Here is a 14,990-nt window from a genome sequence, read left to right as displayed (position 1 = left end):
CCGGTCAGGACACCGCGGCCGCAGTCGACATCACACGCAGTGCGGCGATGAGACCGTCGATCAGATCTCCCTGCCGGAAGGCGGTGACGGCAGCGGTGACACCGAGCGCGGCCACCCGATCGTTCACGCGGCCCGCGACCTCGGAGCCCGACACGATCGCGATCTCGTGATTGTTCGGCGACACCGCGATCAGGGCACCGTGCGCCGGTTCCGGAGCGCGCAGCAGGATGGCCTGCGCCTCGGCGACCGGGTCCGCTCCGAGTTCACCGATGTACACCGAGAACCGCACATGGGCGAGTTCGCTGGCGTCCTTCAGCGCGTCGTCGAGACCGATGAGTTCGTCACGCTTGAACGGCGGGGTCGACGGCACATCACCCGGGAAGCGGGCCGCCGACACGCGACCGCTGTTGGTGACCGCGGTGCCCATCGGTAGGGCGCTCCGGCCGGCCGACCGGACGGAAACGTTGGAATGCAGACCGTGGGAATGCTGATCGGGGGAATGCTGATCGGGGGAATGCTGATCGGGGGTCACTTCACCACTTGCCACTGGCCGAGCCTCCATCCACATCGGTCTTCTCCGCATGGCGGGAGAGCGCCATCGGTTCGATCTCGGTCGCGCTGAAGAGCAGCGGCGCGTGATCCCACTGCTGATCGAGGGTGTAGTGCGGCACCTTCGGATACTTCAGTCCGGAAGAAAACGCCATGGAGACCACACATGCGGCTGCGAACAGCACACAGATGATCGTGACAGGCATTCCGATGGCGACGATCAGGTTGTCCATGTCACCCTTTCGATCGGTTGCTGCTGGAGAGCCTGCAATCGCTGCGACGCAGGTCGTGTCATCAATCTAGCCCACGGCCGGGCGTGGCGGGCAGCGACCCCTACAGCGCGTCGTAGATCGGTCGCCGACGGCACCTGGATCCGTGCGACCGTCAGGCCGCACCCGCATCGATGTACCGCGTCCACGCCGGATCGATCTCCTTGATGGCGGCCAGCAGTCGCCAGTGGCGCCCCTTCGGCGCGGCCGGCGAGACCCTCAGGGTCCAGCCGATCTCGCTGAGCAGCCGGTCGGCCTTCCGGTGATTGCACCCCGCACAGCAGGCGACGCAGTTCTCCCAGGTGTGGAGTCCACCGCGACTACGGGGCACGACATGGTCGATGGTCGTGGCCTTCGCCGCGCAGTAGCCGCAGCGGAACAGATCGCGGTGCATGAGGGCGGCGCGCGTCAACGGCACCGTGGCGCGATACGGCACCTTCACGAACGTCCGCAACCGGATCACCGACGGCACCGGCACCGACATGCCGGCGGAGTGCACGGCCAGACCCGCGGAATCGGCGTGCACCACATCCGCACGCTCGCGCAGCACCAGGACGATCGCGCGCCGCAACGACACCGCGGTCAGCGGTGCGTAGGTCGCATTGAGAAGCAGGACTCTCCTGCGGGCCCACAGTGACGTCGACTGAGGGGACGTCGACTGAGGCGGTGCGTCGTCGGCGAGTCCTCCGGGCAGCCCCGTCAGACCGGCACGCCTCGCCCCGGATGCCGCCCGTCGCGGTCCCCCGTCGACCGTCGGCACCTTCCTGCTTCCCCTGGCCATGCACGCGCCTCCTGCCCGGCCCGCGTGCCGCACGCACGACGACGGCCGCGTGGTCCGAGGTCCAGTGCACCACGGACCGCGGACGTTTGCACGACAAATCTTCGTGTCACCGCAGGTCGTCGACGGTGAACGCGGAATGACACCCGCCCGTGCCACCCTCATGTTTGAGACCGGCCGGAACTGTCGGGACAATGGACGGCGTGAGCAGTGAGGTTCCCGGTACGCCCCAGCCCGCCACGGCGGCGACGTTCTACGACGAGGTCGGTGGTGCGGCCACCTTCGAGCGTCTGACCGCGCGTTTCTACGCCGAGGTCGCGAAGGACGAGATCTTGCGCCCGATGTACCCGGAGGAGGATCTCGGTCCCGCCGAACGCCGGCTCCGCATGTTCCTGGAGCAGTACTGGGGCGGCCCGCGCACCTACTCCGAGGAGCGCGGCCACCCACGGCTGCGCATGCGCCATCAGCCGTTCACGATCGGGCCCATCGAACGTGACGCATGGCTGCGCTGCATGCACACCGCCATCGCGTCGATTGATTCGGCGACGCTCGATGACCAGCATCGACGGGCTCTCGTCGATTACATGGAGATGGCCGCGCAGTCGATGGTCAACTCCTCATTCTGACCGCGGGACCGATTTTCCCGCGTGTCGGGCGCGACGCGCCGATCCGGTGATAGTCCCAACCGAAAACACAGGTAGGGCACAATGACCACGGTGAGCGATGAGTCATCGAAGCCAGTCCTCCCGGGCGCCGACCCCGACGTGACACTCACAGAGACAGACGACGTGGCCGACGCACAGGTCGACGTGCCCGAGGACAGGCAGCTGCAGACAGAATCGGACGACACGGATACCGATTCCGTCGACGCCCGGACGGCGGACCCGGTCGATCCGGACGACTCCGGCATCGAGGAGACGGACGGCGTCGTGACCGATGACGTCGAGGCGGACGACGTGCCCGTCGACGACACCGTTGTCGAGGACGACGTCACCGACGCAGCGGTCGATGAGGAAGCGGCCACCGATCATCCCGAGGCCGATGACCACGACGAGGACGCCGACGCCGTCGCCGAAGAAGGGCCCACCGACGATCCGCTCCCGGCGGACGAGCCGGAGGGTTCGTCCGCGGCGATCGCGCCCGTCGCGAGCACCGAGACGCAACTCGACCCCGCCGACACGACGTGGTGGAAGTCCGCGGTCTTCTATCAGGTGTACCCGCGCTCCTTCTCCGATCTCGACGGCGACGGTATCGGCGACCTCGCCGGCGTCATCGACAAACTCGGTTACCTCGAGTTGCTGGGCGTCGACGCCATCTGGCTGAGCCCGATCATGCGCTCCCCCATGGCCGATCACGGCTACGACGTATCCGACCCACGCGACATCGATCCCCTGTTCGGCGACCTCGCGACCTTCGACGAACTCGTGGCCGAGGCACACGACCGCGACATCCGGATCACGATGGATCTGGTGCCCAACCACACCAGCGACCAGCATCCGTGGTTCACCGAAGCGCTCGCCGCCGAGCCCGGCAGTCCCGAGCGGGAGCGCTATATCTTCCGTGACGGCCGGGGTGAGAACGGCGACGAGCCACCGAACAACTGGCCCAGCGTCTTCGGCGGGCCGGCCTGGACCCGCGTCACCGAAGCCGACGGCAGTCCGGGCCAGTGGTACCTGCACATCTTCGCCGCCGAGCAACCCGATCTGAACTGGGTCAATCCGGAGGTCTTCGACGATCTCGAACAGACGCTGCGGTTCTGGCTGGACCGCGGGGTGGACGGATTCCGCATCGACGTGGCCCACGGGATGGCGAAGCCGGACGGCCTGCCCGACATGGACATCGAGTCCGTCGGTCTGCTGGTGAACGACGACAACGATCTGCGATTCAACAATCCGGGTGTGCATGACATCCATCGCCGCATCCGGAGCGTGCTGAACGACTACCCCGGCGCGACGACGATCGGTGAGATCTGGGTCGACGACAACGAGCGGTTCGCCGAGTATGTCCGCCCGGACGAGTTGCACCTGGGCTTCAACTTCCGGTTGGCCAAGGTCGACTTCGCCCCCGAGCCGATCCGGGCGGCCATCGAGAACTCGCTGGCCGCGGTGCGTTCGGTCGGTGCCGTCCCGACGTGGACGCTGTCCAATCACGATGTCGAGCGGGAGGTCACCCGGTACGGGACGTCACGCCGAACCGACGCGGCAACGGCCCCCGCGGCCGACTCCCCCGAACCTCCGTCCGACACCCCGGACGCACCGCCCGTCGCCGACGACGATGAGTTGACGCTCACCGAATCGACACTCGCCGAAGCGAATTCGCCCGCGTCCGAGCAGGTCGAGGTCGAGCACATCGAGACGGCTGCCGGGGAGACCACCGACACCGACGCCCCGGCCGACGAGGAACTCGATCTCGGGTCGTCGACGGCCTCGGACGACGAGCACGACACCATCGCCGCGAACGAACCGGCGTCCCCGGCCGAACCCGATGACACTGCCGAACCCGACACTCAGGCCGTCGACGACTACTTCGGCGACGGCAGCGCCGTGGAGTCGGCGGCCGATCCCGGCGCGGACGACGATGTGGACATCCCCTTCACCCTCGCGCATGAACAGGCCACCGACGACTCCGACGACCGGACCACCGGTGTGGTCGACATCGAGCGCGGGATCTTGCGGGCACGGGCGATGATGATGGTCGAATTGGCCCTTCCGGGAGCGGTTTTCATCTACAACGGCGCCGAATTGGGCTTGCCGAATGTGGACGACCTGCCCGATGACGTCCTCCAGGATCCGGTCTGGGAGCGGTCCGGCCACACCGAACGGGGCCGCGACGGCTGCCGTGTGCCGCTGCCCTGGGAGGGATTCGAACCGCCGTTCGGGTTCAGTTCGAATGCGCAGACGTGGTTGCCCATCCCGGATTCGTGGTCCCGGTTCACCGTCGAGTCCCAACTGGAGGACATCGGCTCGACCTTGTCGCTGTACCGGCAGGCGATCGAACTCCGTTTCGAGCGCGACGAATTCGCCGGCGACGAGGTGGAATGGTACGGCGCGCCCGCGGGCTGCCTGGCCTTCCGGCGCTCCGAGGGTCACCTGATCTGTGCGCTCAACGCGAGCGACACCCCGGTGCCACTGCCGCCCGGAGAGATCCTGCTGACCAGCTCACCGCTGGTCGACGGATATCTCGCGCCGGACTCGGCCGCCTGGCTGGTGTGACCGCCGGTCTACAGCGGCGACATGGCGAGACGTTCCCGGCGCTGGTACACCGATCCGTACCGCGCGTCGATGCGAATCCACGCCCGCGACATCCTGATTCGTACCGGCTCGTCGTCGTCCACGAGATCGATCGATGACGACTCGGTCACCTCGTGGCCACGTGCGTCCCGGACGAAACCCATGGCGGTGACCGCGAACAGCGAGCGCATCGACACATCGGCCGTCGATGCGCCGTCGGCGGACTCCACGGTCAGAACGGTCTGATCGAGCAGCCCCGTCGCCGGGCCATGGGCACTGCCCTCGGTGCGCGCGAGATGTGCACCCTCCCGGGACAATTCGATGACGGTACGCGCGGGGACGTCGTCGATCTGGGTGTAACCGGTGGACGCGGGCAGCGCGCCGCGCCAGGCACTGTCGAGTCCGAAGCCGGGGTCGATCGGCGTACCGGGTTCGGTGGCGCCCACCGAGGAACGCAGACCGGCGGCGTCCAGCACCAGGTCGTCGGGACGCATGGTGCCGAAGACCGATCGGGTCGCGAGCACGTCGAATCCGGTAGCCGCCCACAGTCCGATGAGCCCGTCGGGCCGCAGCGAGAGGCGAACCGCCGCACTGTCGTCCAGGCGAAGCGCACGATCGAGAAATGCGACGGTGTCACTTCGGTCGGCCGCGGCGGTCACCGCGACGAACCGCTCCGGGGCGCTCATGACGCCGTCGTATCGGCGCGCACGAACCTGGACAGGTACTCCTTCTCCTCCGGCGTCAGACGACGAAGCTTCTGCGCGTCGACGTCGAATGCGACGAGCTGGGTCGTCGCGGTGACGGCCGGCGGGCTGCCCGGTGCCGCGCCGCGTCGCCGGACCGCGTAGCCGACGGTGAAGTCCACCGCGCGGAGACGTTCGATCCACATGGTGACCTCGATCGGGCCCTCGTCGTGCCGTACCTGCTCCCGGTACTTCACATGCAGGTCGGCCACCACGCAGCCGTCACGCAGCGACGCAGTGGGCCGCTCGTCGTAGAACAGCCACGGAATGCGGGCCTCCTCGATGAGGGTCACCATCCGCGCGTGGTTGACATGGGCGAAGACATCCATGTCGGACCACCGGATCGGCACGTCCACCACATAGCCGTCGTCGGTCACACGTCCGTCGTCGATGTTGACCACCGGAATCCTTTCGCCGCGCTGGTCGATGGGCGGCACCAACCCTACTCGGGCCGCCACTCACCGGATGATGCTGCGCAACTGCCGCGCCGCCACCGACAGCGTCGCCAGATCGAGGGTGCCGGATTCGGTGATGTCGGCGAGCATGCCGCGAACCCGGGCCAGCCGTGCGGCCTGCGACAGTTCCCACTCCTCGATCTTCTCGGCCGCGGTCTCGTCGGGTTCGCCGACCTCGAGGATGCGCTGGGTCAGCGAACGGAGCGCACCATGCAGATCGTCCCGTAAGGCCAAGCGCGCCAACGCATGCCAGCGATCCCCGTAATCCAGATCGGACACCGCGTTCAGGAGCTTCTCGAGCCCGAAATGCTCCATCACCGCGAAGTAGAGTTCGGCGGCCTCGGTGTGCGCCCGCTCGGTGATCTCCGAGACGTCGATGATGTCGAGAAGACAGAAGCGGTGCAGGCTCACGGCCACGTCCTGCGCCAGGGCGTCGTCCGCGCCGCCCGACCGGTACCGCTCGGCACGCGCGGCCACCTCGGCCCGGGAACTCTCCCCCAGCCACCCGGCGAGGCCGCCGGTCAAGTCGGCGACGCGAGCCCCGTAGCGGGTGATCTCGGCACGCATGGCGAGTGGTTGCGGCCGGATGCTCAGCATCCATCGGGACGCCCGGAACACCAGGCGGCGCGCATAGAGCGTCATGTCGTCGATGGCGGACACCGATGCGTCCGACGACCGGATGCGGTCGAACAGGTCGTCCATACCGAAGATCGACGTGGTGGCGACGTAACTGCGTACGCCCTCGTCGGTGGACGCACCACTGCCCTCGGCGAGCCGGAACAGATGGGTGCCGCCCGCCTTGTCGATCACGTCGTTGACCAGCGAGGTGGCGACGATCTCGCGGCGCAGCCGGTGCGTGGCGATCTGATCGGCGTACGGGGCGTGCAGGGGCTCCGGGAAGTAGTTCGTCAACCGCGCATCGAAGACCTCGTTGTCCGGCAGTTCGGTGCCGAGTAGGTCCGCCTTGGCGCTCAGCTTCACGTGGGCCATGAGCGTGGCGAGTTCGGGCGAGGTGAGCCCGCGGTGCAGATCGCCCGTGAAGCGCTTGCGGAGTTCCGCCGGCGTCGGAAGTGCTTCCAGCGCAAGGTCGACACCCCGATTGCGAGCCAGGTCGGCGAGCTGGCGGGTGTGCACGTCGACGCGGTTCTCCGCGACCGCCCGGCTGAACCCGAGTTCGGCGTTCTGTGCGATGTTGTCGGCCAGCACCAGCCGGGACACCTCGTCGGTCATCGACTCGAGCAGTGGGTTGCGTTCGCCGGTGGCCAGTTCCCCCGAGGAGATGGCCGAGGACAGCAGGATCTTGATGTTCACCTCGTGGTCGGAACAGTCGACACCCGCCGAGTTGTCCATGGCGTCGGTGTTCACCCGGCCACCGGCCAGATCGAATTCGATGCGGCCCCGTTCGGTGGCGCCGAGGTTGCCGCCCTCGCCGACGACCTTGGCGCGCAATTCGTTTCCGTTGACGCGGATCGCGTCGTTGGCCTTGTCACCGACCTGGCTGTCCGATTCGGTCGACGCCTTGATGTAGGTGCCGATGCCGCCGTTCCACAGCAGGTCCACCGGCGCCAGCAGCGCGGCGCGTATCAGTTCCGGTGGGGACAATTCGACGATCGCGTCGCCGAGACCGAGCGCCTTCCTCATCTCGGAGGTGACCTCGATGGATTTCTGGTCACGCGGCCACACCCCGCCGCCCGCGCTGATCAGGGACTGATCGTAATCGGCCCACGACGACCTCGGCAGCCGGAACAGACGGTCCCGCTCGGCGAAGGACGATGCCGCATCGGGATTCGGGTCGATGAAGATGTGCCGGTGATCGAAGGCCGCGACCAGACGGATGTGCTCGGACAGGAGCATCCCGTTGCCGAAGACGTCGCCGCTCATGTCGCCGATGCCGACGACGGTGAAGTCCTCGGTCTGTGTGTCGACGCCCATCTCACGGAAGTGACGCTTCACCGATTCCCACGCACCGCGCGCGGTGATGCCCATCGCCTTGTGGTCGTAGCCCGCCGAGCCGCCCGACGCGAACGCGTCGCCGAGCCAGAATCCATACTGTGCCGCAACGTCATTGGCGATATCGGAGAACGCCGCGGTGCCCTTGTCGGCCGCGACCACCAGGTAGGGGTCGTCGGCGTCGCGGCGCACCACACCGGGTGCGGGGATGACCGCACCCGACTGATGGTCGATGTTGTCGGTGACGTCGAGCAGACCCGCGATGAACGCCCGGTAGCACGCCACTCCCTCGGCGCGCTGCGCGTCGCGGTCGGCCGCCGCATCCCCGGTGGCCGCCGGAGGCCGCTTCACGATGAATCCGCCCTTGGCACCGAGGGGCACGATGACCGCGTTCTTCACCGCCTGAGCCTTCACCAGTCCGAGGATCTCGGTGCGGAAGTCGTCCCGGCGATCCGACCAGCGCAGGCCCCCGCGGGCGACCGTGCCGAATCGCAGGTGCACCCCCTCGACGCGCGGTGAGTACACGAAGATCTCGTGCAGGGGTTGCGGTTGCGGAGCCTGCGGGATCTCGCGGGTCCGCAGTTTGAACGACACCACCTGGCGCCGTTGGCCCGCATCGTCGGTGACGTAGAAGTTGGTGCGGGAGGTGGCGTTGAGCACCGACAGGAAGGCCGAGAGGATGCGGTCCGCGTCGAGACTGAGCACCTCGCCGACCGCACATTCGAGATCGGCCAGCACCTGCGCGCGACGATCCGGATCGGCCGAGTCGGGATCGAAGGACACCGCGAACAGGTCGACGAGGCCCCGCGTCACCGCGGGATGATCGCCGAGGACGTCGGCGACGTGACTCGTGGTGTAGGAGAAGCCGCACTGCCGCAGGTAACGGGCACAGGCGCGCAGCATCGTCACCGACCGCCAGTCCAGACCGCAGCGGAGTACCAGTTCGTTGAGCGCGTCCACCTCGGCGTTGCTGCGCCAGAGTTCTTCGAAGGCGTCGGTGAACCGGGTCGACAGATCGTCGGCGTGCGCCTCGTCCACTGTCATCCCGGATGCCAGGGTCACCCCGAATTCGTAGACGCCGCAGGTGATCCCGTCGGCGCGGATCACCGAGTAGGGATGTTCGTCGAGCACGTCGAGGCCGAGACTGTGCAGCACCGGCAACACGTCGGTGAGCGTGGCGGTCGCGTCGCAGAGGTACACCGTGAACACCCAGCGCTTCCGGATGTCGTCGGCCGCGCCCTCGGAGGGTTCCGGTTCGGTGAGGGTGACGGTGATGTCCCCGGGCCGGAGTCCGGCGACGTGCCGTAGGTCGTTGACCGCGTCCTGCGGAGTGCGCTGGTCCTTGTACGCCGCAGGCAGTGCGGGCAGCATGCCGAGTAGCTCCTCGCCACTGCCCGCGAGTTCGCGCACACGCTCGTCCCAGGTCCGGATGATGTCCGCGAGTGCCGCCTGGATGCTCGCATGCCGTGGACTGCCGGTGGCGAGGGAGCCGAGCGCACGAGCGGCCGCGGCGTCCACCCGGATCAGCACGCTGAGCAATGCCAGCGGCATCTCGCTCACCCGCGCCGTGTATTCGAGAGCGGAACCACCGAGTTCGTCGAGAAGGGTGTTCTGCAGAGCGAGTCGCGTCGCGGTGGTGTAGCGGTCGCGCGGCAGGTAGACCAGCGCCGAGGCCATCCGGCCGTCCGGATCGGCGCGGACGAACAAGCGAAGGGACCGCGTCGCCACGGCGTCGAGCATCTCGGCGATCTGTGTGCCGAGTTCATCGGCGCTCACCGAGAACATCTCGACGAGCGGATAGTTCTGCAGCAACTCGAGCATGGACTGACCGGCGTAGGACCCCTCCTCCATGCCGGCCGCCTGCAACACCGCACGTGCCTTCTCACGCAGAACCGGTACCTCGAGCACCGTCTGGTGCAGACCCGAGGAGGTGAACGTGCCGAGGAAGCGGTGTTCGCCGATACGTCGGCCATCCTGCGAGAACGCCGGAACCTGCAGCAACACCGGATAATTCGAGCGCAGGATGCCCGTCCGGCGGAAGACCCGGGAGACGCGGGGCATCGACGAACCGTCGGCCAGCGGCGAACAATCGGCGGACACCTGCTCGCTTCGCCACACACCGAGCGCGTCGCGCCCGTCCGTGCCGGCCTCGTCGGATGCGTACACATGCCCGAGCGGCAGGAAGTGATTGCCTGCGAACCACTCGATGAGCTGCCCCTGCTCGTACCGCTGCGGGTCGTCACCGGCCGCGGCGGCACAGGACTCGGCCAACGCGCGCAACCGGTCCCGCATCGCGACGGCGTCGTGCCCCACGTCGTTGACCCGCTCGATCACCTCGGCGACGTCGGTCCGCAACGCCGCGAGATCGATGTCGGCGCGCTGGGACTGTGCCGAGACGCAGATCCACGATTCGGAGACCGCGCCGGGTTCGTCGCCGATCCGTTCGAGGGTTCCGTCGTCGGCACGCACGACGGGCACGATGGGATGATCCATCCGGCTGACGACCAGGGCATGTGCCTCGATGGTCGCCAGCACCGCCTCCACCAGAAGTGACATGTCGTCGTTGACGACGACGATCTCGATCCCTCCGGACCCGGTCGACGATACGTCGACCAGCGGATGACCGGGCCGGCGCCGGTGCGCGACCTCGAGATGACGCCGCACCCGTTCCACGTCATCGCTGTCGTGATCGGCGGGATTCGGCGAGGGCGCACCATTCGCCGACATGAAGTAGCTCGCAATCGCCTGCGGCAGAAGCGATGTCGCCTGTGACATCCGCGGTCCCCCATGACTGTGGAGACGCCGGGATTCGAATGTGCGCTCCGATCGTGGCCCTGTCAGGGATCGTAACCCCTACCGGCGAGTCGGGTGGGATGTCGGCGACTCATCGCGACCGCGGATTCACTCCGCGAACATCGGCCTCGGGTCGAAGGTCACGCGCACCGCGGTGATCCGGCCGTTCTCGACGTGAGTCCAGTTGGCCACCTGCATCGGGGGTTTGTCCCCTATCCGCAGCTCCGACCAGGTCACGACGTCCGTGTCGTCGGCCAGACGCATCCGCACGTCGTTGCTCGTCGTCGCCGCGAACATGCCGGCGAGACCCACCAAGAATTCATCCGGGCCGCGTGTGGAGCCGAGTGCGCCGTCGAAGGTCACGTCCGGGGCGAGGTGGTCCCGCAACGGTTCCGGATCACCCGCCGCCCAACTGTCGAAGTAGAGTTCCGCGATCTCTCGGGGTGTGCTGTGTGGTCGTGTCGTATCGCTCATGCACTCGATGGTCACCCCGCTGAAGCCATACGTCCAACAGCTGAATCCGATCAGACCTATCATTAGTGGTTATGGAGCTTCATCAGCTGCGTTATGCGGCCGAGGTGGCCCGGCAGGGATCATTCACCGCGGCGGCCGACGCCGCGCACGTCAGTCAGTCCGGGGTGTCGGCCCAGGTCGGCAAGCTGGAACGGGAGCTCGGCATCCGCCTGTTCGAGCGGGGTACCCGGCTGGCCGGTCCCACCCCGGAGGGACTCGCGCTGCTGCCACACATCACCGCCGCCCTATCGGCGGTGGAACGGATCCGGGTGACCGCCGACGAGCTCGCGGGCCTCACCCGCGGTCAGGTGCGGATCGGCACCGTCATCGGCTGCACCATCCCCGGCTACCTGAACGCTTTCGCCGAGTTCCGGCGCGACCACCCGGGAGTGACGGTCACCGCGAGCGAGGGGAACTCGGCGGACCTCGTCGCCGGGCTCGCCGACGGCACGCTCGACGTCGCCCTGGTCGCGCACGCCGAGCCGTTGCCCGAGGCCTTCGAGGTACACACCGTCATCGACGAGCCGCTGGTCGTCGGTGTGCCTGCCGATCACCCGTGGGCGCGGCGACGATTCGTCACCCCGTCCGATCTCGTCGACTGCGACATCCTGACCTTGCCACCGGGCACCGGCGTGCGATCCGCGCTGGAGAAAACCTGCGCCGCAACGGGACTCGCTCTGTCTCCGGCTGTTCAGGTGCATTCCCCCGACGCCGCCCTGTCCCTGGCGGAACAGGGAGCGGGGGTCGTCGTCCTGTCGGCGTCGATGGTCGAGGCGCCACTGGTGGCCGTGGATCTTCGCGGGTCGGCGCGTACCTCGCTGTCACTGGCCGTACGCAGCGAGCCGGGTGCGGCGGCACGGGCTTTCGCCCGCACACTGCGCACCCGGCTCGGCTGAGTCGGCGGCCGACGGTCGCTAGTCGCGGGTCAGCTTGCGATGCGTGACCCGATGCGGCCGGGCCGCGTCGGCTCCGAGGCGCTCCACCTTGTTGGCCTCGTACGCCTCGAAGTTGCCCTCGAACCAGAACCACTGTCCCTCTTCGACATTGCCCTCCCACGCGAGGATGTGGGTACAGGTCCGGTCGAGGAACCAGCGGTCGTGGCTGATCACGACGGCACAGCCGGGGAACTGCTCGAGGGCGTTCTCCAGCGAGCCGAGGGTTTCGACGTCGAGGTCGTTGGTCGGCTCGTCGAGGAGGATCAGGTTGCCGCCCTCCTTCAGGGTGAGCGCGAGGTTCAGGCGGTTGCGCTCACCACCGGAGAGCACCTCGGACCGCTTCTGCTGATCCGGCCCCTTGAAGCCGAAGGCGCTCACATAGGCGCGTGACGGCATCTCGTTCTGGCCGACCTCGATGTAGTCGTTGCCGTCGGAGACGACCTCCCACACCGACTTCTTCGGATCGATGTTCGCGCGGCCCTGATCGACATAGCTGAGCTTCACGGTGTCGCCGACCTTCACGGTGCCCGAGTCAGGCTCCTCCAGACCGACGATGGTCTTGAACAGCGTCGTCTTACCGACACCGTTCGGACCGATGACGCCGACGATGCCGTTGCGCGGCAACGTGAACGATAGATCCTTGATGAGCACCCGTCCGTCGAAGCCCTTGTCCAGGTTGCTCACCTCGACCACCACGTCGCCCAGACGCGGCGGGGTCGGGATCTGGATTTCCTCGAAGTCGAGCTTGCGCGTCTTCTCCGCCTCTGCGGCCATCTCCTCGTACCGCTGCAGACGCGCCTTGTTCTTCGTCTGGCGGGCCTTCGCACCGGAACGGACCCAGGCCAGTTCCTCCTTGAGGCGCTTCTGCAGCTTCTGGTCCTTCTTGCCCTGGACCTCGAGACGCTCGGCCTTCTTCTCCAGATAGGTGGAGTAGTTGCCCTCGTAGGGAATCAGCTTGCCGCGGTCGACCTCGCAGATCCACTCCGCGACGTGGTCGAGGAAGTAGCGGTCGTGAGTGACGGCCAGCACGGCACCCGGGTAGGACGCGAGGAACTGCTCCAGCCACAGGACACTCTCGGCGTCGAGGTGGTTGGTGGGCTCGTCGAGGAGCAACAGGTCGGGCTTACTCAGCAGCAGCTTGCACAATGCGACACGACGACGCTCACCACCGGACAGGTGGGTGACCGGCGAATCCCCGGGCGGGCAGCGCAGAGCGTCCATCGCCTGCTCGAGCTGGGAATCCATATCCCACGCATCGGCGTTGTCCAGATCCTCCTGGAGCCGGCCCATCTCCTCCATGAGCTCGTCGGAGTAGTCCGTGGCCATGAGCTCGGCCACTTCGTTGTAGCGATCAAGCTTGACCTTGATCTCGCCCATGCCTTCTTCGACGTTCTCCTTGACCGTCTTCTCCTCGTTGAGGGGCGGCTCCTGCAGGAGAATCCCGACCGTGGCCTCCGGATCGAGGAAGGCCTCGCCGTTGGACGGCTGGTCGATGCCGGCCATGATCTTCAGGATCGACGACTTACCGGCGCCGTTGGGACCCACCACGCCGATCTTGGCGCCGGGGAAGAACGACATCGTGACGTCGTCGAGGATGACCTTGTCACCGTGCGCCTTGCGCACCTTCTTCATCGTGTAAATAAACTCGGGCACGCCCTGACCTCTCTAGCTGCATCGACGGGTGGTGGGACCGCCAAGACCTCACCGGCTCCGTCGATATCCGGAGCAGAGGCCTTCTCGTGGGTCCTTCGGTGTCACGATCAATGATCCAGTGTAGTCACGTGCCCGATTGCCGCCGACGGGCCCGCAGGTCGAGCTGGCCGGCTCACTACTATCGAGGGATGCCAGTCGTCTTCGACGAGGCCGCCGACGAACTGTACGGTCTGCCGCCCGCGGAGTTCGTCGCCCGCCGCACCGCATTGGCCAAGCAGGCACGGGCGGACGGCGACCGCGCGGTCGCGCAATCCATCTCGAGTCTTCGACGGCCGACCGTGGTCGCCTGGATGTTGAACCTCTGGTCGCGTAAGCACCCGGACGAGATCGAGGCCTTCACCACGTTGGCCGCCGACCTCGCCGACGCCCAGCGGCGCGCCGCGGTCGATCGGATGCGTGAGCTGTCCGACCGGCGTCAGGAACTTATCGCCGATGCGCTGCGCGGACTGTCCGCCATCGCCTCGGAGAGCGACGCGAAACTCACCGACAGCGTCCTTCGCGAGGCCGCGCAGACGCTGCGCGCCGCGGTGGCCGACGAGTCGGTGAACGACGATCTGCGTCGCGGACGCCTGGTGACCTCCGCGGAGTACAGTGGCTTCGGTCCGGCCGGGCTGGTTGCCGTTCCCGATGCGGGTACACCGGTCCCGGCTCCGGCTCCGGGTGATGGCCCTGGCGACGCTCCGGCCGACGACGGGTCGCCTTCCGACACCGTCGCACTCCGTGCGGCCGCGGAAGCGGAGGTGACGGCCGCGGAATCCGCGGAGAGCGACGCCCGGCACACCCGTGACCGCGCCCGTCAGGCACTGACCGATCTCCACCGCCGCGCCGACGAACTGTCCGCGACGGTCGAACGTCTGCGCGCCGAATTGTCCCGCCACGACGCCGAATTGCGCTTCGCGCGCCGGCAGGTCGATTCGGCGGAAGCCGAATTCGCCACTGCCACCGAAGAACTCGAAGCCGCCACCGAACGCGCCGAACACGCGCGCGCCACGCTCAGCCAGCTCTCCCGCCCCTGATCCGACACGTTCTCGCGACCTCGCCTCGTTCCCGCGACTTCGGCCG

Annotated in this window: 12 protein-coding genes; 4 read left to right on the top strand and 8 right to left on the bottom strand. The window is 67.5% G+C overall.

The window, feature by feature from the left end:
- Nucleotides 1–4 precede the first annotated feature (4 nt).
- The 3 genes from AC4JJG_RS07855 to AC4JJG_RS07845 form a co-directional block, all read right to left on the bottom strand.
- Complete coding sequence (locus AC4JJG_RS07855) at nt 5–427, bottom strand: DUF5130 domain-containing protein (protein WP_495402056.1); 423 nt, start codon at nt 425–427, stop codon at nt 5–7.
- Between the two features lie 106 nt (nt 428–533).
- Nucleotides 534–782 carry an aa3-type cytochrome oxidase subunit CtaJ gene (ctaJ, locus tag AC4JJG_RS07850; protein ID WP_495401991.1) on the bottom strand — a complete coding sequence of 83 codons (249 nt, stop codon included), beginning with the start codon at nt 780–782 and terminating at the stop codon, nt 534–536.
- 151 nt (nt 783–933) lie between these two features.
- Nucleotides 934–1,599, bottom strand: a complete 666-nt coding sequence (locus AC4JJG_RS07845) for an HNH endonuclease (RefSeq protein ID WP_495401992.1) — start codon at nt 1,597–1,599, stop codon at nt 934–936.
- A gap of 191 nt (nt 1,600–1,790) precedes the next feature.
- Between AC4JJG_RS07845 and AC4JJG_RS07840 the strand changes: the two genes are divergently transcribed.
- Together AC4JJG_RS07840 and AC4JJG_RS07835 are read left to right on the top strand one after the other, a co-directional pair.
- Nucleotides 1,791–2,222, top strand: coding sequence for a globin (locus AC4JJG_RS07840; protein ID WP_495401993.1), 432 nt, complete (start codon nt 1,791–1,793; stop codon nt 2,220–2,222).
- Nucleotides 2,223–2,729: 507 nt separating this feature from the next.
- Nucleotides 2,730–4,808 (top strand): glycoside hydrolase family 13 protein, encoded by a 2,079-nt coding sequence (locus AC4JJG_RS07835; RefSeq protein WP_495405761.1) that lies wholly within the window; start codon nt 2,730–2,732, stop codon nt 4,806–4,808.
- An 8-nt stretch (nt 4,809–4,816) separates the two neighbouring features.
- Here the strand turns inward: AC4JJG_RS07835 and AC4JJG_RS07830 are convergent, their stop codons facing one another.
- From AC4JJG_RS07830 to AC4JJG_RS07815, 4 genes are all read right to left on the bottom strand, one after another.
- Nucleotides 4,817–5,512 (bottom strand): DUF8185 domain-containing protein, encoded by a 696-nt coding sequence (locus AC4JJG_RS07830; RefSeq protein ID WP_495401995.1) that lies wholly within the window; start codon nt 5,510–5,512, stop codon nt 4,817–4,819.
- A complete protein-coding gene (locus AC4JJG_RS07825; protein ID WP_495402057.1) occupies nt 5,509–5,970 on the bottom strand; it encodes an acyl-CoA thioesterase in 462 nt (153 codons plus the stop codon). The genes AC4JJG_RS07830 and AC4JJG_RS07825 overlap by 4 nt, the downstream gene beginning before the upstream one ends.
- Nucleotides 5,971–6,027: 57 nt before the next feature.
- A complete protein-coding gene (locus tag AC4JJG_RS07820; RefSeq protein ID WP_495401996.1) occupies nt 6,028–10,749 on the bottom strand; it encodes an NAD-glutamate dehydrogenase in 4,722 nt (1,573 codons plus the stop codon).
- Between the two features lie 126 nt (nt 10,750–10,875).
- Complete coding sequence (locus AC4JJG_RS07815) at nt 10,876–11,241, bottom strand: nuclear transport factor 2 family protein (protein WP_495401997.1); 366 nt, start codon at nt 11,239–11,241, stop codon at nt 10,876–10,878.
- Between the two features lie 71 nt (nt 11,242–11,312).
- Between AC4JJG_RS07815 and AC4JJG_RS07810 the strand changes: the two genes are divergently transcribed.
- Nucleotides 11,313–12,176, top strand: coding sequence for a LysR family transcriptional regulator (locus AC4JJG_RS07810; protein ID WP_495401998.1), 864 nt, complete (start codon nt 11,313–11,315; stop codon nt 12,174–12,176).
- 18 nt (nt 12,177–12,194) lie between these two features.
- Here AC4JJG_RS07810 and ettA read toward each other — a convergent pair whose 3' ends face one another.
- Nucleotides 12,195–13,868: an energy-dependent translational throttle protein EttA gene (gene ettA / locus AC4JJG_RS07805; protein WP_495401999.1), complete on the bottom strand. Its 1,674-nt coding sequence runs from the start codon at nt 13,866–13,868 to the stop codon at nt 12,195–12,197.
- A 188-nt stretch (nt 13,869–14,056) separates the two neighbouring features.
- On the opposite strand from ettA, the gene AC4JJG_RS07800 reads away from it, so the two are divergent.
- The gene (locus tag AC4JJG_RS07800; protein WP_495402000.1) at nt 14,057–14,944 is read left to right on the top strand and encodes a hypothetical protein; all 888 of its coding nucleotides are present in this window, start codon (nt 14,057–14,059) and stop codon (nt 14,942–14,944) included.
- The last annotated feature ends 46 nt before the right edge of the window (nt 14,945–14,990 follow it).

This window comes from Gordonia sp. B8661-1, from assembly GCF_059427765.1.
Note: the sequence above shows the minus strand (reverse complement) of the source record. Positions and strands in the feature narration are given on the sequence as shown.